Source organism: Thioalkalivibrio sp. ALJ7 (assembly GCF_000376865.1).
In the GTDB taxonomy this organism is placed as follows: domain Bacteria; phylum Pseudomonadota; class Gammaproteobacteria; order Ectothiorhodospirales; family Ectothiorhodospiraceae; genus Thioalkalivibrio.
This window is the reverse complement of sequence record NZ_AQXQ01000012.1, coordinates 516,773-536,354: the sequence shown is the minus strand read 5'-3', so window position 1 is coordinate 536,354 and position 19,582 is coordinate 516,773. Positions and strand designations below refer to the sequence as shown.

The 19,582-nt window shown below is 67.3% G+C and carries 15 protein-coding genes; 9 read left to right on the top strand and 6 right to left on the bottom strand.

Features of this window, described 5'->3' with window-relative positions:
- Positions 1-50: 50 nt before the first annotated feature.
- The 3 genes from D002_RS0111130 to D002_RS0111120 all read right to left on the bottom strand — a co-directional run bounded on the left by D002_RS0111130 (position 51) and on the right by D002_RS0111120 (position 5,529).
- The gene (locus D002_RS0111130) at positions 51-2,828 is read right to left on the bottom strand and encodes a valine--tRNA ligase (protein WP_018142004.1); all 2,778 of its coding nucleotides are present in this window, start codon (positions 2,826-2,828) and stop codon (positions 51-53) included.
- Positions 2,829-2,997: 169 nt separating this feature from the next.
- Positions 2,998-4,398, bottom strand: a complete 1,401-nt coding sequence (gene ppnN, locus D002_RS0111125; RefSeq protein ID WP_018142003.1) for a nucleotide 5'-monophosphate nucleosidase PpnN — start codon at positions 4,396-4,398, stop codon at positions 2,998-3,000.
- A gap of 282 nt (positions 4,399-4,680) precedes the next feature.
- Positions 4,681-5,529 (bottom strand): SDR family oxidoreductase, encoded by an 849-nt coding sequence (locus tag D002_RS0111120; RefSeq protein WP_018874366.1) that lies wholly within the window; start codon positions 5,527-5,529, stop codon positions 4,681-4,683.
- Between the two features lie 128 nt (positions 5,530-5,657).
- On the opposite strand from D002_RS0111120, the gene D002_RS0111115 reads away from it, so the two are divergent.
- Complete coding sequence (locus tag D002_RS0111115; protein ID WP_196800122.1) at positions 5,658-6,065, top strand: YchJ family protein; 408 nt, start codon at positions 5,658-5,660, stop codon at positions 6,063-6,065.
- Positions 6,062-6,673: a DNA-J related domain-containing protein gene (locus tag D002_RS0111110; protein WP_018142000.1), complete on the top strand. Its 612-nt coding sequence runs from the start codon at positions 6,062-6,064 to the stop codon at positions 6,671-6,673. Before D002_RS0111115 ends, D002_RS0111110 begins: the two co-directional genes overlap by 4 nt.
- Positions 6,674-6,688: 15 nt before the next feature.
- On the opposite strand, the gene D002_RS0111105 is transcribed toward D002_RS0111110, so the two are convergent.
- The 3 genes from D002_RS0111105 to queG all read right to left on the bottom strand — a co-directional run bounded on the left by D002_RS0111105 (position 6,689) and on the right by queG (position 11,305).
- The gene (locus D002_RS0111105; RefSeq protein ID WP_018141999.1) at positions 6,689-7,480 is read right to left on the bottom strand and encodes a ferredoxin--NADP reductase; all 792 of its coding nucleotides are present in this window, start codon (positions 7,478-7,480) and stop codon (positions 6,689-6,691) included.
- A gap of 153 nt (positions 7,481-7,633) precedes the next feature.
- Positions 7,634-10,060, bottom strand: coding sequence for an EAL domain-containing protein (locus D002_RS0111100; RefSeq protein ID WP_018141998.1), 2,427 nt, complete (start codon positions 10,058-10,060; stop codon positions 7,634-7,636).
- A 120-nt stretch (positions 10,061-10,180) separates the two neighbouring features.
- The gene (gene queG / locus D002_RS0111095; RefSeq protein ID WP_018141997.1) at positions 10,181-11,305 is read right to left on the bottom strand and encodes a tRNA epoxyqueuosine(34) reductase QueG; all 1,125 of its coding nucleotides are present in this window, start codon (positions 11,303-11,305) and stop codon (positions 10,181-10,183) included.
- Between the two features lie 58 nt (positions 11,306-11,363).
- On the opposite strand from queG, the gene D002_RS0111090 reads away from it, so the two are divergent.
- The 7 genes from D002_RS0111090 (at position 11,364) to hflX (ending at position 19,534) form a co-directional block, all read left to right on the top strand.
- Complete coding sequence (locus tag D002_RS0111090) at positions 11,364-12,848, top strand: NAD(P)H-hydrate dehydratase (RefSeq protein ID WP_026181672.1); 1,485 nt, start codon at positions 11,364-11,366, stop codon at positions 12,846-12,848.
- Positions 12,845-13,333 carry a tRNA (adenosine(37)-N6)-threonylcarbamoyltransferase complex ATPase subunit type 1 TsaE gene (tsaE, locus tag D002_RS0111085; RefSeq protein ID WP_018141995.1) on the top strand — a complete coding sequence of 163 codons (489 nt, stop codon included), beginning with the start codon at positions 12,845-12,847 and terminating at the stop codon, positions 13,331-13,333. The genes D002_RS0111090 and tsaE overlap by 4 nt, the downstream gene beginning before the upstream one ends.
- Before the next feature lie 173 nt (positions 13,334-13,506).
- Positions 13,507-14,811, top strand: coding sequence for an N-acetylmuramoyl-L-alanine amidase (locus D002_RS0111080; RefSeq protein WP_018141994.1), 1,305 nt, complete (start codon positions 13,507-13,509; stop codon positions 14,809-14,811).
- A 115-nt stretch (positions 14,812-14,926) separates the two neighbouring features.
- Positions 14,927-16,822 (top strand): DNA mismatch repair endonuclease MutL, encoded by a 1,896-nt coding sequence (mutL, locus tag D002_RS0111075; RefSeq protein ID WP_018141993.1) that lies wholly within the window; start codon positions 14,927-14,929, stop codon positions 16,820-16,822.
- On the top strand, positions 16,822-17,811 hold the full coding sequence (gene miaA, locus D002_RS0111070) for a tRNA (adenosine(37)-N6)-dimethylallyltransferase MiaA (protein ID WP_018141992.1): 990 nt from the start codon (positions 16,822-16,824) through the stop codon (positions 17,809-17,811). The genes mutL and miaA overlap by 1 nt, the downstream gene beginning before the upstream one ends.
- Before the next feature lie 109 nt (positions 17,812-17,920).
- Entirely contained in the window at positions 17,921-18,175 is a 255-nt protein-coding gene (gene hfq / locus D002_RS0111065) for an RNA chaperone Hfq (RefSeq protein ID WP_018141991.1), read from the top strand.
- A gap of 18 nt (positions 18,176-18,193) precedes the next feature.
- Positions 18,194-19,534 carry a ribosome rescue GTPase HflX gene (hflX, locus tag D002_RS0111060; RefSeq protein ID WP_018141990.1) on the top strand — a complete coding sequence of 447 codons (1,341 nt, stop codon included), beginning with the start codon at positions 18,194-18,196 and terminating at the stop codon, positions 19,532-19,534.
- Positions 19,535-19,582 lie beyond the last annotated feature (48 nt).

Genomic DNA, 19,582 nt, shown 5'->3' with positions numbered 1-19,582 from the left:
GCCCCTGACCTTCTTCGTGTCTTCGTGCGCTTCGTGGTGAATACAGGCCCTTACATCGCGCGGATGCGTTCGCGCTGGGCGGCGAGTTGGTCGCGGGTGGCGTGCATTTCGGCGACGCGATCGCGTTCTTTTTGCACCACGTCGGCTGGGGCGCGGTCGACGAAGCTCGCGTTGGACAGGCGCTTTTCGCTTTGCTCCAGGTTCTTGTCGAGCTTGCCGATTTCCTTGTCCAGACGGGCCAGCTCGGCATCCTTGTCGATCAGCCCGGCCAGCGGGATCAGCAGCTGCATCTCGTCGACCAGGGCCATCGCCGATTCCGGCGCCTCGTCGGCGGCGTCGAGCCAGGTGACGCTTTCCGGCTTGGCCAGGAATTCCAGCAGGCCGCGGTGGCGGGTGTAGCGTTCCTGATCGGTGTCGGTCCAGTTCTTCACCAGCACCGGCAGTGGCTTGCCCGGGGCGATATCCATCTCCGCGCGGATGCGGCGCAGCCCGGTGATGAAGTCCTTCACCCAGTCGAGTTCGGCCGTTGCGGTCTCGTCGCGCGGGAAGCCGTCCTGGGTGGGCCACGGGCGCTGCACCAGGAACTCGATGTCGTCGCTGATGCCGGCGTGTGGCTTCACGTTGGTCCAGATCGCCTCGGTGATGAACGGGGTGACCGGATGCAGCAGGCGCAGCAGGGCCTCCAGCACGGTGACCAGGGTGTTGCGGGTGGCACGTTTGACTGCCTCCGGGGTGGCCTCGTCGTTCAGGACCGGCTTGGTCAGCTCCAGGTACCAGTCGCAGTAGTCGTGCCAGGTGAACTCGTACAGCGTTTGCGCGGCTAGGTCGAAGCGGTAGGCATCGAGCTGCTGCGTGGCGGTCGCGGCGGTGGCGGCCAGGCGGTCGAGGATCCAGCGATCGGCCAGGGTGCGGTGTTCCGCCGTGTCGGTGGCCGCCGAGCAGTCGTGGCCCTCGACGTTCATCAGCACGAAGCGCGAGGCGTTCCACAGCTTGTTGCAGAAGTTGCGGTAGCCCTCGATGCGGCCGAGGTCGAACTTGATGTCGCGCCCGGTGGTGGCGAGCGCCGCGAGGGTGAAGCGCAGGGCATCGGTGCCGAACGCGGGGAAGCCGTCGGGGAAGGCCTTGCGCGTGGTCTTCTCGATCTTCGCGGCCATCTGCGGCTGCATCAGGCCCTGGGTGCGCTTGGCCACCAGGTCGTCGGCGCTGATGCCGTCGATCAGGTCAATCGGGTCGATCACGTTGCCCTTGGACTTGGACATCTTCTGGCCTTCCGAGTCGCGGATCAGGCCGGTGACGTACACCTCGCGGAAGGGCACGTCGCCCATGAAGTGCTCGCCCATCATGATCATGCGGGCGACCCAGAAGAAGATGATGTCGAAGCCGGTGACCAGCACGCTGGTCGGGTAGAAGTCGCGCAGCTCCGGCGTCTGTTCCGGCCAGCCGAGGGTGGAGAACGGCCATAGCGCGGAGGAGAACCAGGTGTCGAGCACGTCCTCGTCCTGGGTCAGCACCACATCGGCCGCCAGGCCGTGCTTGTCGCGCACCTCGTCCTCGGAACGGCCCACAAAGACGTTGCCATCGCGGTCGTACCAGGCCGGGATGCGGTGGCCCCACCAGATCTGGCGCGAGATGCACCAGTCTTCGATGTTGCGCATCCATTCGAAGTAGGTCTTCGACCAGTTCTCCGGCACGAAGCGGATGCGCCCGTCCTCCACCGCCTGGATCGCCGGCGCGGCCAGCGGGCCGGCCTTCACGTACCACTGGTCGGTCAGATAGGGCTCGACCACGGTGCCGGAGCGGTCGCCGCGCGGGACCATCAGCTTGTGGTCGTCGATCTTCTCCAGCAGCCCCAGGGCGTCCAGGTCGTCGACGACCTTCTGCCGCGCCTCATAGCGGTCCAGGCCCTGGTAGGCCTCCGGCACGTTGTCGTTCAGGCAGGCGTCGATGGTCAGGATGTTGATCACCGGCAGGTCGTGACGCTGGCCCATCGCGTAGTCGTTGAAATCGTGCGCCGGGGTGATCTTTACGCAGCCGGAACCGAACTCGGCCTCGACATAGTCGTCGGCGATGATCGGGATCTCGCGCCCGATCAGCGGCAGCTTGATCGTCTGGCCGATCAGGTGCCGGTAGCGCTCGTCTTCCGGGTGCACGGCGACGGCGGTATCGCCCAGCATCGTCTCCGGGCGCGTGGTCGCAACGGTCAGGTGCCCGGAGCCGTCGGCCAGCGGGTAGCGGAAGTGCCACAGGTGGCCGTTTTCCTCCTCCGACAGCACCTCCAGGTCGGACAGCGCGGTGTGCAGCACCGGGTCCCAGTTGACCAGGCGCTTGCCGCGGTAGATCAAGCCCTCCTCATGCAAGCGCACGAAGACCTCGCGCACCGCGGCGGACAGGCCCTCGTCCATGGTGAAGCGCTCGCGCGACCAGTCCACCGAGTCGCCCAGGCGCCGCATCTGGCGGGTGATGGTGCCGCCGGACTGGCCCTTCCAGTCCCAGACCGCCTCGAGGAACTTCTCGCGCCCGAGGTCGTGGCGGCTCTTGCCGTCGGCGGCGAGCTGGCGTTCGACCACCATCTGCGTGGCGATCCCGGCATGGTCGGTGCCGCCCTGCCACAGGGTGCGATCGCCGTGCATCCGCCGGTAGCGGATCAGGGTGTCCATCAGGGTGTGCTGGAACGCATGCCCCATGTGCAGCGTGCCGGTCACGTTCGGCGGCGGCAGCAGGATGCAGTAACTGGCCTCGCCCGACTCCGGCGGCGCGAAGATGTTCGCGGCCTCCCAGCGTTCGTACTGGGTCTGCTCGATGCTCTTGGGGTCGAAGCTCTTGTCCATGATCGCGGGCGCGCTCGGGTCAGAATGGGGAAAGCCGCGCATTATAACGGCGTGGCCCGCTCGCCGCCCGGCGGTTTTCAGCCAGCTACCCCTGGGGCATGGGGTGGGAGTGGGGCCTTGAAATTACTATTGGGCAAGGGGGCATTGTGGTGGAAGCGGTTGGATTGCTTTAGCTGACAATCCGATAACAAGGCTCGTAGGCCGCGCCGCCGGGGAGTTTCATGCGGTTCTGGGCGACGAATCGGCGCAGGAGCTGGTCGAGGGCTTCCATGATGTCGGGTTCGCCGTGAATCTCGAAAGGGCCGTGCTCACGGATGGCGCGCACGCCCTGAGGTTTGACGTTGCCGGAGACGATGCCGGAGAAGGCCCGGCGCAGGTTGGCCGCGAGATGGTGCGGCTGCAGCTCGCGCGAGATTTCCAGCGACCGCATGGCCGCATGGCTGGGCTCGAAGGGCTGCTGGAAATCCGGGTGGATGTCGAGCAGCCAGTTGAAATAAAAGGCGTCGTTGACATGCACACGCCACTCCCGGACTTGATCGATGCCGCGGGTCATCTCTCGAGCCACGGCGACCGGATCATCGATGACGATGCGGTAGATCTCGCGTGCCCGGTCGCCCAGGGTCAGGCCGATGAATCGATCGATCTCCTCGAAGTAGTCGCGCGAGGACTCCGGGCCGCTGAAGATCAGCGGAAACGGTGCTTCGCGGTTGGCCGGATTCAGCAAGATGCCGAGTATGAACAGGATCTCTTCGGCCGTGCCCACGCCGCCAGGGAACACAACGATCCCGTGGCCCAGGCGGACAAAGGCCTCGAGGCGCTTTTCGATGTCGGGCAGAATGACCAGCTCGTTGACGATCGGGTTGGGCGCTTCGGCGGCGATGATCCCCGGCTCGGAGACGCCGACATAGTGGCCCGGCAGGGTGCGCTGCTTGGCGTGGCCGATGGTCGCTCCTTTCATCGGGCCCTTCATGGCTCCGGGGCCGCAGCCGGTGCAGATGTCGCGGCCGCGCAGGCCCAGCTGGTAGCCGACTTCCTTGGTGTAGTCGTACTCCTCACCGCTGATCGAGTGCCCGCCCCAGCAGACCACCACGTTGGGTTCGCGCTGGGCGTCGAGCAGACGGGCGTTGCGCAGGATTTCGAAAACGGTGTTGGTGATGCCTTCCGGTTCGGCCAGATCAAAATTGGGGTTGGACCCGATCTCGGTGTGGAAGTAGACGATGTCGCGGACCACGGCCGACAGCAGTTCGCGAATCCCGCGAATCATCTTGCCGTCGACAAAGGCGCAGGCCGGTGCGTTTTCCAGGTCGATGCGCATGCCTCGATTGACCTGGTGGACCTGGATGCGGAAATCCTCGTAGGCGCGCAGCATGGATTCGACATCATCGCCCTGCTCGCCCGAGTTGAGCACGGCCAACGCGCACTGGCGCAGAACTTCGCCAACTTCTTCAGTGGCATCTGACAAGCGCGCGACTTCCTCGCGCGAGAGCATGTTTAACGTCCCGGCCGGATAGACCCGGGTCGATATCTTGGTACCGCCGAAGGGCGTGCCTGCATTGGTATGATCATCCATAGGCGGCATTATCTTCGATCCGTTGCGAGGGTACGAGACTCCGAGCGAAGGCACTGGGAGAGAAACACAAACGGCCAGCCGATGCGGGCTTGTTGCCGGTGTCCAGCGAAGGCCCGTCCCCGGCTGGTTCCAGTCCAACCGCGCGCCAGTCGTCCCGCCCCGCCCAGGCACGGTCTCCCTCGTGATGCGAGGACGCTCCGCCGGGCGGTATCAACCCTGAGTAGCGGGCGCGAGTGTCCCGCTTTTCCCGCATTCGTCCCTGGCAACTGGGGCGCCGCTGACTCAGGTTGTGGTGGGCTGGTCGAGGAGGGCTCGGTAGCCTGTTTGGTAGTCGGGGTACTGGAGGTGGTAGCCGCTGGCGTGCAGGCGTGCGTTTCCGCAGCGCTTGCCGTGGACTGCGCCCTCCGGCATGGGGGGTGTGGTGCCGGGCGTGTCGAGGCCCATCTCCTGGGCCAGCCAGGCGAGCAGTTCGTGACGTAGGACCGGAGCGTCGTCGACGCCGAGATAGATCGAGTCCGGGTGATCCAGGTGGAATAGATGGGTCAGTAGGCCGACGCAGTCGTCGCGGTGGATGCGGTTGGTCCAGACCGGGGGTTCGTGTAGGCCTCGGATGCCTTCGCGCACCTTGCGCAGGTGGTAGTCGCGTCCTGGGCCGTAGATGCCGCCGAATCGTACGACGACGCCGGGGACCGGGCTATCGGACAGTAACTGTTCGGCTTCGCGCAGGCAGCGGCCGGAGAAGCGGGTGGGTTCGGTGGGGCTGGTCTCGTCCACCCAGCGTCCGTCGTCGGCACCGTAGACGGAAGTACTGGACACGAACACGATCCGGCGCGGTTGTTGCTGTGCACGTTCCAGGTTGGTCAGGGTGTTGCGCAGGCCGTCGACATAGGCGCGGCGATAGGCGGCCTCGGTGAACTCGCCCGGGGTTGCGATGAAGTAGACGGTGTCGAGTGTCGGGGGCAACTCCGGTAACCCGTCGGCCCGGGCGAAGTCGCCAGCCAGAGGGCGGATCGGCTCCGGGATCGCTTGCGGCTGGCGACGCAGGCCCCAGACGGTGTGGCCGGCGTGGGCGAGTCGCGCGCCGATGGCACAGCCGAGGTCGCCGCAGCCCATGATCAGGATGTTGGCCATTGTTCCCTCCACGCGGTGCATTCGAACGCTACCGTTTCCTTGCGTGAAAGACCAGCCCCCAAGTGGGGGTTCGACGGGGGCGATCGCCTGCGGCATGCTCGGTCTCGGGAACGGAAAGGAGAGCTCGATTGGGCAAGTCCCGTCGTAAACAGGGAGACGTCTGCGCTTGCGGTTCAGGTCACAACCGCGCGGCCTGCTGCGGGCCGTATCTGGATGGCGGGGCTTCGGCGCCGACGGCGGAGGCCCTGATGCGCTCGCGTTACACCGCGTTCGTGGAAGGGCGCGAGGGCTATCTGCGGGCGACCTGGGCGGCGGAAACGCGCCCGGAATCGCTCACGCTGGATCCCGATCAGCGCTGGCTGGGACTGGATATCCGCGCGACGGAGGCGGGTGGGGCGGAGGACGCCGAAGGCTGGGTGGAGTTTGTTGCGCGTTCCCGTGTGCAAGGTCAGGGCGTGCGGCTGCACGAGCGGAGCCGCTTTCGCCGCGAGGCTGGGCGCTGGGTCTATGTCGACGGGGTGTTTCCGGGGGTATGACGCATGGGCCGGACAGCGTCGACTCGCCGGTGGATGCGGCGCTGTTGGAGCGGGTGCTGGAGTGCCTGCGGGTGCAGCCGTCCGGGCTGACCGAACACGCCCTGATCGGGCAGTTGCGCGCCGCGGGTGTGGAGCCGTTTGCGGGGGCGCGGCTACAGGAGCCCTTGAGTCTGTTCCAGACCCACTTCCTGCTGTTCCACTGCCTGTACCGGCTGCGCGATCACCTGCTGGGGCAGGGCGAGTGGGTGAGCATCCACTGCCTGGATATCGGGATCGAACGGGCAAGTGGCGGGCCGGGGGCTGGTGCGGCGGGTTTGCCGGCGCACCGCGATCCGCTGCGGACCTATTACCTCGACCTGACGCAACTGGAGCGGATGGATACGGCGGCGGTGGAGGCACTTCTGGGCGAGTTCTGGCTGCGGCTGGGCCGCGATCAGCGGCGTGAGCAGGCCCTGGCGGTGCTGGATCTTGCGGATCCGGTGGATGCGGATACCGTGCAGCGTCAGTACCGCAGGATGGCACAGCGCCATCACCCCGACCGGGGTGGTGACACGGCCACCCTGCAGCAGATCAATGCGGCTCGATGGGTACTGCTCGCCGACCGCTGAGGCGTTTTTTAGGGCTCAGTCGTCCGAGTCGGACATCGTGGTCACGAAGGCCTGTTCCACGGTGAAGGTGCCCACGCCCTTGTAGTTGGTCTGGACCCAGCCGTGTTCGGTCAGCCACTCACTCATCTCGCGGTTCATCGCGGGGTTGCCGCAGAGCATCACGCGGTCATGTTCCGGATCCGGGGTCGGTAGCTCCAGCACCCGGCTCAGTTCGCCGGAACGGAACATGTCTGCGCCGCGCTGGTTGTTGTCATACGGCTGTTGCGCGATTGGGCAGGCGAAGTCGTGGTTCTCGCGGGTCACCGTGGGCACGTAGCGCAGGCGGTTACTGATGCGCGATTCGATTTCCTCGCGGTAGGCCAACTCTTCGACCGTACGGACGCTGTGCACCAGCACCGCGTTGTCGAAGTGTTCGAGCAGCTCCGGGCTGCGGATCAGCGAGATGAACGGAGCCAGCCCGGTGCCGGTGGCAATCATGTACAGGGTGCGACCCGGCTGCACGTAGTCGAAGGTGAGCGAGCCGGTGACCTTGGTGTTGATCCAGATCGAGTCGCCCGGTCCGGCCTCGGCGAGTCGGCTGGTCAGCGCGCCGTCCGGTACGTGGATGCTCAGGAACTCCAGTTCCTCGGCCTCGGGTTCGGAGACGATCGAGTACGCGCGCGGGACCAGCTTGCCCTCGGGGCGCAGCCCCAGGGTGACAAACTGCCCGTTCTTGAACTCCAGGCCCTCCGGTCGCGTGGTGGTGAAGCTGAAGGTCTTGTTCGACCAGCGTCGCGTGGAGGTGATGCGTTCTTCCGAATACGGCATGGGTGCGAGGCTTCCCTGTTTTTGTTCGCCGTTACGCTATCAAGTCCCTACCCCGACCGCGAAAGCGCAGGCAAAAACCAAGGAAAACACTCAGAAAATGGCGCGCCTGAGAGGGCGGCGCGAAGGACAAGCTTCAGGTGATCGTTGTGGCCATCAGATCTCCCTAGCGGGCGGCAGGAGCTGTTCCAGCGGCGCCGGTTCGGACAGGTAGAACCCCTGCACGAAGTCCAGCCCGATCCCGCGCAGGTGTTCCATGGTGGCCTCCGACTCTACACACTCCGCGACGGTCCGCAGGCCCAGCACGTGGCCCACGCGGTGGATGGCCGTGACCATCGCCGAATCCACCGCGTTGTGGGCGATATCGCGCACAAAACTGCCATCGATCTTGATCAGGTCCACGGGCAGGTTTTTCAGGTAGCCGAAGGACGACAATCCGGTGCCGAAGTCGTCCAGCGAGAAGCGGCAGCCCATGTAGCGCAGGGTGCGGATCAGGCTTTGCGCGCGGTCGTGGTGGCTGATGGCCGCGGTCTCGGTGATCTCGAACACGATGCAGTGTGCCGGGATCGCGTAGTGCTGCAGGCGCTCGGTGATGAACCCCAGCATGCTCTCCTGGGCCAGGGACTGACCGGAGAGGTTGATCGCGATGCTGGGTTCGCCGGAGGCATCTTCCCGAGTCCCGCGGTGCCGGGCCAGCACGGCCAAGGCATGGTCGATGATATGGCGATCGATCTCCGGCATCAGGTGATAGCGCTCGGCGGCGGGGATGAAGGCGCCTGGGGAAACCATGTTTCCGTCTTCGTCCAGCAGGCGCATCAGGACCTCGATGTGCGCCAGGCCTGGGTCGGTGGGGCCGAGTGGGTGCACGGCCTGTCCGAACAGGGTAAAGCGTTGTTGTTCCAGCGCGGTCCGGATGCGGCCCACCCATTCCATCTCCCCGCGCCGGCGACGCAGGGCCTGGTCCGTGGGTTTCCATACATAGAGGCGGTTGCGGCCTTCCTCTTTTGCGGCGTAACAGGCGGAGTCGGCCTGGCTGAGGATTTCGGGGAGGGTAGGCGCGGGGCTGGCGACTGGCACCAGGCCTATGCTGACGCCGACATCGAAGCGGCGTCCTTCCCACTCGAAGCGCAGGGCCTGTACCGTATTCAGGATCTTCCCGGCAATCGCCTCGGCGCGCTCTGGAGGGCAGTGGCACAGCAATAGCCCGAATTCGTCACCACCCAGTCGTGCCAGGGTGTCGTTCTCGCGGATCAGGTGTCCCAAGTGCTCGGAGAGTTCGCGCAACAGCTCATCGCCCGCCTGGTGGCCACAGGTGTCGTTGATGATCTTGAACTGGTCCAGATCCATGTAGAGCAGCGTATGTGGGGTCTGGCCCTCCTCCAACGTGTGCAGGGCCTCCTGGAGGCGGCGTTCGAATTCGCGGCGGTTGCACAGCCCGGTCAGGTCGTCGTGCGTCGCCTGGTGGTTGAGCTGCTGGGTCATTCGCCACAACTCGGTATGGTCGTGCAGCACGATCACGACGCCCTGGGTCTCGCTGCCGGGCCGTTGCAGGGGCGAGGCCAGCAGTCGCACCACGCGCGTGCCGCCGTCGGCTCGATGCAGCACGCGCTCGGGTGATTCCACCGTGCCCCCCAGGCTCAGGCACTGCTCGACCGGGCGGTGTACGTTACTTCCGGTGCGCGTGTCTTCGAGTTCCAGCAACTCGTCCACCAGGCAGCCCTGCGCCTGGGTGGAGTCCATCCCCAGAAGCGCCTGAGCAGCCGGATTGAGATAGGTCAGGCGCCCGCGGATGTCGGTGGTAATGACGCCGTCATTGATCGATTGCAGCGTGGTTAGCAGTCGGTCGCGTTCCGCGCCGGTGGCCGCCTCGGCGACGCGCAGGGAGGTGACATCCCAGGCGACGCCCAGCACCCCGGCGTCCTGGGCTTTGAGGTCCATCCAGCTGACCCGGAGATGGTTGCCCTGTATGCGGACCTCGTCCTCGAAGGTCTGCCCGGCCAGCGCTCGGTCCAGGGCTGCGAGGATCTCCGGGTGGTCCGCGTAGACCTCGCGTGCGCTACGACCGACGACCTCGCCGGGCTCCAGTCCCAGAACCTTCAGTCCAGCGCCCTCGGACAAGGTGAAGCGGCCGTTGGAGTCGAGCGCGAACAGGATCAGCGGGGCATTGCGGATGGTCGCGCCCAGGCGCGTCTCGAGGGTCCTGAGGGCCTGTTCCGACTGGTGTTCACGGGTAATGTCGCGCACGGTCGTGAAGACTTCCAGCTCCCCGTCGGTGCGGATGGCATTGATGAACACCTCTGCCGGAAATTCGCTGCCGTCGCGGCGTCGGTAACGGCTCTCGAAGTGGGCCGGGAGGCGACGCTCGGGGTCGGAGTGGGCCTGTTCGACGTCGGCCTGGGTCGCCTGCAGGTCGAGATCAGTGATATGGACCCCGGCGGTCAGCTCGGCCTCGGTGTAACCCAGCAGGTCGCAGGCGGCGTGGTTGGCCGCGACGATGCCACCACTGCGGCTGAGGACCAGGTGGGCCTCGGGCGCCTGTTCGAAGATCCTTTGATAGCGCGTGGCGTCCGGGTAGTCGGGCATGGCGGCTGGCTCGGATCCATTGGGTGACGGGCGGCAAGCCGCGCGAGGTCACCTGATCATGGTTGTACGACTCGCGCGAACAAGCATGGAGTGTCGCCGGTCACAAAGTCCCTGGCAAGCTCAGGCCGGGGCTTGGGTGAGCCGGGCAAACGTTGCAGCCGGTTCCTGCCGCTCGGGTTCCCGCAGCCGCGCGCGGGCCCAGGCCACGTGCTCGCGCACCCGTTCCGAGTCATGCTCGGCGCGCGTCGCGAGGGCCGCCTCGGCCGCTGGTGTGGCCGGGCCGTTGCCCAGGGCAACGGCGATGTTGCGCAGCCACTGGATGTGCCCGATGCGTCGGATGGCCATGCCTTCGGTCCGAGCCAGGAAGGTGGCTTCGTCCCAGGCGAACAGCTCCGCCAGACTGGCGGCATCCAGCCCGTGACGGGCGATGAAATCCGGTTCCGCGCTGACCTCGGCGAAGCGATTCCACGGGCAGACCAGCTGGCAGTCGTCGCAGCCGTAGATGCGGTTGCCGATCAGCGGGCGCAGGTCCTCGGGGATGGAGCCCTTCAGTTCAATGGTCAGGTAGGAGATGCAGCGCCGGGCATCGAGGTCGTAGGGTCCGCGAAAGGCCTGCGTGGGGCAGATGTCCAGGCAGGCGGTGCACTGGCCGCAGTGTTCCCCAACCGGCTCGTCCAATGGCAGCGGGAGGTCGGTGAAGAGTTCCCCGAGGAAGAACCAGGAGCCACTCTCGCGCGCCAGCAGGTTGGTGTTCTTGCCAATCCAGCCGAGCCCTGCGCGGGCGGCCAGGGCCTTCTCCAGGATGGGGGCGCTGTCGGTGAAGGCGCGGTAGCCGAACGGGCCGATCTCGGCCTCGATCCAGCGCCCCAGCGTGGTCAGGCGTTTGCGCACCAGCTTGTGGTAGTCGCGGCCCAGGGCGTAACGGGAGATGTAGGCGCGCTCGCCCGCGGCGAGCTGGATGGCCGGGCGGCGGGTGGCCGGCGGGAAGTAATCCATGCGTACACTGATGATGCGTTGTACGCCGGGAACCAGCGCATCCGGGTCATGGCGAAGGGGGGCGCGTTCGGCCATCCAGTCCATGTCGCCATGCGAGCCTTGGGCCAGCCAGTCATCCAGATGCTGGCGATCCGCCGCCGGGACTTCGGCCGGGGCGATGCCGACCGCCTGAAAGCCCAGGTGCTGGGCCCAGCGGCGGATGCGCTCGGCCAATTCGGCGCATTGGCGTGGATCGAGGCGCTCAGGCACGATTTCGGCTTCCGCGAAGGAGATTGATGGCGTGAATCATGAACCCGACCCCCAAGCCTTGACCAGCGCACTGTTCGACAATGCGGGCATGCGTGCCCTGGATGCCGCCGGTCTGGCCCTGCCCGGCATGGCGCCGGGCGAGCTGATGGAGCGCGCCGGCCAGGCCCTGCTGGAGGCCTTGCAACGCCACTGGCCGCTGGCCCGGCGAATCGGGATCCTCTGCGGGCCCGGCAATAACGGTGGTGATGGCTATGTGCTCGCGCGTCTGGCCTCCGCGGCGGGACTGGAGGTGGTGGTGCATGGTGGCCCGTCGCGGGCGCGCCCCGAGTCCGATGGTCGGCGGACCCATCGCCGCTGGCAGGAAGGCGGCGGCGCCGTGCATGCACTGGAGGGTTTTGATCCGGCCGCCGCCGAGGTCTGGGTGGATTGCCTGTTCGGGATCGGGCTGGAGCGTCCGCTTACCGATGCCTATGGGGCGTTGATCAAACAGCTGAATGCAAGTGACCGGCCGGTACTCGCGGCGGATGTGCCCTCGGGCGTGGATACCGATACCGGCCGGGTGCTGGGTGTGGCCGTGCGTGCCGAGCACACCCTGACCATGATCGCCGACAAGCTGGGGCTGCATACCGGCGCGGCGGTGGACTGTGTCGGACAGGTGGAAGTGGCCCCCCTGGATCTCCCCACGACCGTAGCGGCGGGCATCGCCCCGGTCGCCCGCCGGGTAGGTCCGGACGACTGGCGCCACCGCCTGCCGATCCGGCGCAAGGGGGCGCACAAAGGCGACTTCGGTCACGTGCTGGTTGTGGGCGGGGCACCCGGTTATTCGGGGGCGGCTCGGCTGGCGGCAACGGCGGCCCTGCGCGCCGGCGCCGGGCGCGTGACCCTGGCCACGCATCCCGATCATGCGGCCTCGGCCAACCTGGAACGCCCGGAGCTGATGGTGCGCGGAGTATCCAGTTCCGGGGAGCTGCAGGCCTTGATGCGTCAGGTGGATGTGGTGGCTGTGGGGCCGGGCCTGGGGCAGGACGCCTGGGGCCGGGGCCTGTGGCTGGCGGCCGCCGATGCCGGTCTGCCTCGCGTCGTTGACGCCGATGCGCTGAACCTGCTGGCCGAGGCCCCGCGCCGGGGCGAAGACTGGGTGCTGACCCCGCATCCTGGCGAAGCGGCTCGCCTGCAGGGTGTGGAGGCGGCGGCCATCGAGGCCGACCGTCCGGCCCACGCCCGCGCCCTGGCCGAACGCCTGGGGGGTGTGGTGCTGCTCAAGGGAGCGGGCACGCTGGTCGCCGGCTCGGAGTCGGGTCCGCTCGCCTGTGTCACCGGCGGGCACCCCGGTATGGCAACTGCCGGCAGCGGCGACGTACTGACCGGTATCATTGCGGCCCTGCGTGGGCAGGGGGCCGATGCCCGCACCGCGGCCGAGGTCGGAGCCGCCTGGCACTGCGCGGCGGCTGGTATCGCTCGCGATTGGCTGGGCGGTGGGCGCGGCATGCTGGCCGGCGACCTTGCCGCAGCGCTTCCGGCGGCCGCTGGAGCCCAGCCATGACGGGTCCTGGATCCGCGCTGCTGTTGCCGCGTCTGGAGGCGACCGAGGCGGCCGGGGCGCTGCTGGCGGAGATGAAGGCGCCCCGGATCGTCTACCTGGAGGGCGATTTGGGCGTCGGCAAGACGACCTGGGTCCGCGGCCTGCTGCGCCGACTGGGACACGAGGGCGCCGTGCGCAGCCCCACCTATACCCTGGTCGAGCCCTATGTGCTTGGGGGCCGCGAGGTCCTGCATTTCGATCTCTACCGCCTGGGAGACCCTGAAGAGCTGGAGTATCTCGGTGTGCGCGAGGACTTTGGCGGGGAGGTCCTGTGGCTGGTGGAGTGGCCCGAACGCGGGCAGGGCTGGCTGCCTACGGCAGATTTGGTGGTGCGTCTGGGCCATCGTGCGGATACGGCCGAGGGCCGCGAATTGAATCTGGAAGGTCCGCTGGCCGCGGCCTATCGCGAGGCGTTGCTTGAGCGCGGTGTCGTGGCGGACGCGTAAAAGTTGCCCTTCCACGCGCAAAAACCGCGATATCTCGCTCATAAGGAACGAAAATCACTATTGCTTTTCCAGAAAAAGCGTCCACAATGTAATCAGAACCCCTGATTACAAAGGGAATCACCGTGGGCCGACCAACACCTCCGAATCTGCGCCGCCGTCAGTTGCTGTGCGCCATGACTGCCCTGGGGCTGGTCGGGATGCCTTTGCCGGCCCTGGCCCGGACCGGGGTGCAGCGCGTGCGCATGTCGGTGGACGGCGATACGACCCGTCTGGTGTTCGACATGGACGGCGAGGCGGAGTACTCGATGTTCCACCTGCAGTCTCCGGACCGCCTGGTCGTGGATATCGAGAACGCCAGGGCGGTGGAAGACCTCAAGATTAGCGACAACCCGCGCTCGGCGATCAAGGCCGTGCGCCATGCGGCACGCAATGGCTCGGATCTGCGGGTGGTCTTCGATCTGCGCAAGCCGGTGGAGCCGCGCAGTTTTGTGTTGATGCCGGCACAGGGTTCGCCACATCGTCTGGTTCTTGACCTGACGAGCGGGGATGCGCCGGCGGCGCCGCGCTCGGCCGAGGACAACGGGTCGCGCCGTGGGCGTTCGCAGGAGAACCTGCGCGATGTCGTGGTGGCGATCGACCCCGGCCATGGTGGACACGATCCGGGTGCGATTGGCCCCGCGGGCACGCGCGAAAAGGATGTGGTCCTGCAGATCGCCAAGCGTCTGGCCGAACGGGTAGACAACGAACGCGGCATGAAGGCCGTGATGACCCGCACCGGCGACTACTTCCTGCCGCTGCGCGAGCGCATCGAGCGGGCGCGTAAGGCGGATGCGGACATCTTTGTGTCGATCCATGCCGATGCCATTGCCAACCGCAACGTGCAGGGGTCCTCGGTGTACATGCTTTCCGAGCGCGGGGCTTCCAGTGAGGCCGCGCGGTTCCTGGCCCAGCGCGAGAATCAGGCCGACCTGAGCCTGGGTGGCGTGCCGATCAACGGCAAGGATGACTCCCTCACCAACGTACTGCTGGACCTGGCGCAGAGCGGGAGTCTGGAGGCCAGCAATACCCTGGCCGAGCGGATGATTTCGGAGCTGCACCGGGTGGGCAAGGTGCGCAAGCCGGAGGTGGAGCGGGCCAACTTCGCGGTGCTGCGCGCGCCGGATGTCCCGTCGATCCTGGTCGAGGCGGCATTTATCTCCAACCCCTCCGAGGAGCGCAAGCTTCGCAGCACCAGTTTCCAGGAGTCGCTGGCGGACGCCATGCTGACCGGTTTGCGGTCGTACTTCTCCACCCACGCTCGGCCCGGAACGCTGATCGCCGACGGGCAGCCGGACCAGCACATCATCCGCCCGGGCGAGACCCTCTCCGGGATTGCTGATCGCTACAGCCTGTCCGTGGCGGACCTGCGCTCGGCCAACGACGTGAGTGACGACCGCATCTTTGCAGGCCAGGTCCTGCGCATCCCGCGCGACGGCTGAAGGCGCCGATACGCGGGCAGCCCGTCACGCCTTGCGTCAACCGTCCACCCTTCGGCTAGGCACTCCGGCACCGCCCCGGTTAGGCTAGGGATCCCGTTTTTCCCAGGTCCTGCCCGTGGCGATCGCAAAGCTCTCCGAACAACTGATCAACCAGATCGCGGCCGGCGAGGTGATCGAGCGCCCGGCCTCGGTGGTCAAGGAACTGCTGGAGAACGCCCTCGACGCGGGCGCGACGCGGGTGGACGTGCGCCTGGAGCAGGGCGGCATCCGGCTGATCCAGATCAGCGACAACGGCGGCGGAATCTTCCGCGACGAGATGCCGCTGGCCTTGTCGCGCCACGCCACGAGCAAGATCGCCTGCATGGATGACCTCGAGGCTCTGCATACACTGGGCTTTCGTGGCGAGGCGCTGCCATCCATTGCCTCGGTCTCGCGGCTGTCGCTGACCTCCATGGTCGAAGGCGAGCGCAATGGCTGGCGTTTGACCGGGGACGGCTCCGATATCTTCCGCGAGGCCGCCCCGGCCGCGCACCCGGTGGGTACGACGGTCGAAGTCCGCGACCTGTTCTTTAATGTCCCGGCGCGGCGCAAGTTCGTGCGCACCGAGCGTACCGAGTACAACCATTGCGAAAACGTGATCCGCACCCAGGCCGCTTGCTGCCCCGAGGTGGCCTTCAGCCTGCGCCACAACGACCGCGTCACCCTGGACCTGCCGGCCGCAGGTGATCCGGGCGAGCGGGTTCGCGCGCTGCTGGGCGATGCCTTCATGGAGCATGCGACCCCGGTGGACGAGCAACGGGCCGGCCTGACTCTGTCCGGCTGGCTGGGTTCGCCGACCCAGTCGCGGGCCCAGCCCGACCAGCAGTTCTTCTTTGTGAACGGACGGGCGATCCGCGACCGCGTGCTGGCGGCGGCGGTGCGCAAGGCCTACCAGGATGTGCTCTACCACGGGCGGCATCCGATGTTCGTTCTGGAGCTGGAGCTGGATCCGACCCAGGTGGACGTGAACGCGCATCCGACCAAGCAGGAGGTGCGTTTCCGCGAGTCGCGCATGGTCCACGATTTCATCTTCCATGCCCTGCACAAGGCCCTGGCGGCATTGCGCCCCGGAGATGCCGGGCATGCCGCGGCGGTTCCCGGCATGGGCGCATCGGCTCCCCGCGAGCGCGGCGGCGCCTGGCCGGAACAGCAGGATCGCCCGTTGTCGGGGTTAGACGGGCCGAGCGCGGGTGGTTACGCCCCGGCACGTGAACCACGCCCAGCGTCCGGTAGCCGCGACCCTGGGTTTGGCGCCGCCTGGGCGGAGTTTCGCGGAGGCGCGTCCGTCGCCGAAGCCCGGCCCGCCGGTTATGCAGCCACAGCGTACGAGGCCGCGGCCGTTACGGCGGCCTCCACCGCCCCCGAGCCCCCGGCCGATGCCGACGGCATGCCGCCCCTGGGGTTCGCGCTGGGCCAGGTGGCCGAGACCTTTATCCTGGCTGAGAGCGCCCAGGGCCTGATCGTGGTCGACATGCACGCGGCCCACGAGCGCATTACCTACGAGCGCCTCAAGCGTGAGTGGGAGGGGGCGCGGGTGACCTCGCAGCCGCTGTTGGTGCCGGAGACGCTGGAGGTCACCCCGGCCGAGGCCGAGCTGGCCGAGGAGCATGCGGGTCTGCTGGGCGAGTTCGGCTTCGAGCTGGACCGCGCCGGCCCCGAGACCCTGACCCTGCGGGCGGCCCCGGCCCTGCTGCGCGATCAGGATGTCGCCCAGCTGGTGCGTGACGTGCTCGCCGACCTGGCGAGCGTTGGCTATAGCCACCGTGCCGAGGGGGCGATGAACGCGGTGCTCGGCACCATTGCCTGTCACGGCTCGGTGCGTTCCGGGCGCCGGCTGACCCTGCCCGAGATGAACCAGCTGCTGCGCGACATGGAGGCCACCGAGCGCAGTGGCCAGTGCAATCACGGGCGCCCGACCTGGGTGGAGCTGGACCACCAGGCACTCGATCGGTTGTTCCTTCGGGGGCGTTGATGGGCGCATTCGGACCCGGCCGGCCGCCGGTGGTGATGCTGGCCGGTCCGACCGCCACGGGCAAGACCGCGCTTTCGCTGGAACTGGCCGAGGCCCTGGACGCGGAGATCGTCAGCGTGGACTCGGCGCTGGTTTATCGTGGCATGGATATTGGCACCGCCAAGCCGGATGCCGCGGAGCGCGCCCGGGTCCCGCACCACCTGCTGGACATCCGCGACCCGGAGGACACCTACAACGCCTCCGACTTCGCCCGCGATGCGCAGGCCGCGATCGATGCCATCCACGCGCGTGGTCGGGTGGCCCTGCTGGCGGGCGGTACTCTGCTCTACCTGCGGGCCTTGCTGGATGGCTTCGACCCGATCCCGCCGGTACCGGATGCGGTGCGCGAATCCGTGCGTGCCCGTCTGGAGCAGGAGGGGGCCGGGGCCCTGCACGCCGAGCTCGCGACGGTGGATCCGGAGGCCGCCGCGCGCATCCACCCGAACGACCCGCAGCGCATCCTGCGGGCCCTGGAGGTCTTTGCCGCCAGTGGCCAGCCGCTGTCGGTGTTTCAGCGGGGTGCGGGAGCCACCGTTCCCGCAGGCTGGGTGTCGCTGGCGTTATGGCCGGAGGATCGTGAGCGGTTGCGGGCGCGGATTGCACAGCGCTTCGACGCGATGCTGGAGGCCGGTTTCGTCGATGAATTGATGGCCCTGACCCGGCGCGCGGGCCTGACCGCGGAGCACCCCTCGCAGCGTGCGGTCGGGTATCGCCAGGGCTGGCAGTGGCTGGCCGGCGAATATGATCTGGCTACCTTCCGCGAGCGGGCGATCGCCGCGACTCGCCAGCTGGCCAAGCGCCAGCTGACCGGCCTGCGCCGCTTCCCGTTGCATGCCCGGCTGAACGCCGAGAACGCGGATCTGTCGCAGGCCCTCGAAGCGATTCATGCGGCGTCCATCGCACCCACCGAACGTAAGACGTCACCGAATAACGCCGACCTTGCACCTTGAGCGGCAATGTCGAGCCGGTATGCTACGCTTCAAGAAGGCCCGCCCAACCGCTGGATCGGCATATGCCGAGCGGGCGTCGAGCCAATAATAACGATCAAGGAACGCACTGATGGCCAAAGGGCAAATGTTGCAGGAACCCTTCCTGAATGCGCTGCGTCGGGACCGGATCCCGGTCTCCATTTATCTGGTGAACGGGATCAAGCTGCAGGGGCAAATCGAGTCGTTCGACCAGTTCGTGGTGCTGCTTCGCAGCACGGTCTCGCAGATGGTCTACAAGCATGCGATCTCCACAATCGTCCCGGCTCGCCAGGTGAACATGAACCTCGAGGGCGAGGCCGCCGCCTCTGCGGAGGCCGAGTCTTGATGACGACGGGTCCCCGGCTTGTTTGAGCGTCCGGAGAGTGGCGGCGAGGCCGCCGTTGGCAATGGCGCGATCCTGGTCGCGCTGAACATTGGGGACAACCCCGATATCGAGGCCCAGGTTCAGGAGTTCGATGAGCTCGTGCGCTCGGCCGGCGCCGAGGTCCTGGCGGTGGTGCGCGGCTCGCGCGATCGGCCGCATCCCAAGCTGTTCGTCGGTGCCGGCAAGGCCGATGAGATCCGCGACGCGGTGGAGGCCTCCGCGGCAGACGTCGTGATCTTCAATCACGCCCTGTCGCCCAGCCAGGAGCGCAATCTCGAGACCCACCTGAAATGCCGGGTGCTGGACCGCTCCGGCCTGATTCTCGATATCTTCGCCCAGCGGGCCCGTTCCCACGAGGGCAAGCTGCAGGTAGAGCTGGCCCAGTTGCGCCATATGTCCACGCGCCTGGTGCGCGGCTGGACTCACCTGGAGCGGCAGAAGGGCGGGATTGGCCTGCGCGGTCCGGGGGAGACCCAGCTGGAGACCGACCGCCGCCTGCTGGCGGGGCGTATCAAGCACATCGAGCGGCGCCTGGAAAAGGTCGAGCGTACCCGCGAGCAGGGCCGCCAGGCGCGTCTGCGTAACGAGATCCCTACGGTGTCGCTGGTCGGCTACACCAACGCCGGCAAGTCGACCCTGTTCAACCGCCTCACGCACTCGGATGTCTACCAGGCGGACCAGCTGTTCGCGACCCTGGACCCGACCCTGCGCCGTCTGGATCTGGCGCCACACCAATCGCTGATCCTGGCGGACACCGTCGGCTTCGTGCGCGACCTACCACACGAACTGGTCGCGGCGTTCAAGGCCACGCTCACCGAGACCCGCGAGGCGGCCCTGCTGCTGCACGTGATCGACGCCGCAGACCCCGAGCGCGAGGCGCGCATCCGCCAGGTCGAGGAAGTCCTGGAGGAAATCGGCGCCGAGGACGTCCCCTGCTGGCGGGTTTACAACAAGATCGACCAGTTGGAAAACCCTGCCGAAGACCCGGACGACCGCTTCGGGCTGGCGGACGATGCCTTCTGGCTGTCGGCACACACGGGTGAGGGCGTTGAGCGCCTGGAGCAGCGCCTGGCCGAGACTTTTACCGAATCCATGGTCCAGGGCTGGGTCGAGCTTCCGCCTTCCGCTGGCCGGCTGCGCGCGCGCCTCTACGAGGAAAAGGCTGTGGAGTCCGAACAGACCACGTCGAATGGCTCGATCCAGCTCCGCGTACAGTTGCCGCAGCGGCGCTTCGAGCAGCTCTTCCGCGCGGCTGGGCTGGATCCCGAGACGAGCCTTCTGCAGCCGGAAGATTTGGGGGCAGTCGCCGCCGGACGCTGAGAGGGCCGCAGCCGCGCGCCCCCGCGCGAATCGAGGACGGCGGCTTCA

Coding starts and splice junctions, on each gene's coding strand:
- tsaE (WP_018141995.1), top strand. CDS start 12,845: ATGACGGGTCCTGGATCCGCGCTGCTGTTGCCGCGTCTGGAGGCGACC.
- D002_RS0111130 (WP_018142004.1), bottom strand. CDS start 2,828: ATGGACAAGAGCTTCGACCCCAAGAGCATCGAGCAGACCCAGTACGAA.
- D002_RS0111120 (WP_018874366.1), bottom strand. CDS start 5,529: ATGGCCAACATCCTGATCATGGGCTGCGGCGACCTCGGCTGTGCCATC.
- D002_RS0111100 (WP_018141998.1), bottom strand. CDS start 10,060: ATGCCCGACTACCCGGACGCCACGCGCTATCAAAGGATCTTCGAACAG.
- miaA (WP_018141992.1), top strand. CDS start 16,822: ATGGGCGCATTCGGACCCGGCCGGCCGCCGGTGGTGATGCTGGCCGGT.
- D002_RS0111080 (WP_018141994.1), top strand. CDS start 13,507: ATGACTGCCCTGGGGCTGGTCGGGATGCCTTTGCCGGCCCTGGCCCGG.
- D002_RS0111110 (WP_018142000.1), top strand. CDS start 6,062: ATGACGCATGGGCCGGACAGCGTCGACTCGCCGGTGGATGCGGCGCTG.
- ppnN (WP_018142003.1), bottom strand. CDS start 4,398: ATGGATGATCATACCAATGCAGGCACGCCCTTCGGCGGTACCAAGATA.
- D002_RS0111105 (WP_018141999.1), bottom strand. CDS start 7,480: ATGCCGTATTCGGAAGAACGCATCACCTCCACGCGACGCTGGTCGAAC.
- hfq (WP_018141991.1), top strand. CDS start 17,921: ATGGCCAAAGGGCAAATGTTGCAGGAACCCTTCCTGAATGCGCTGCGT.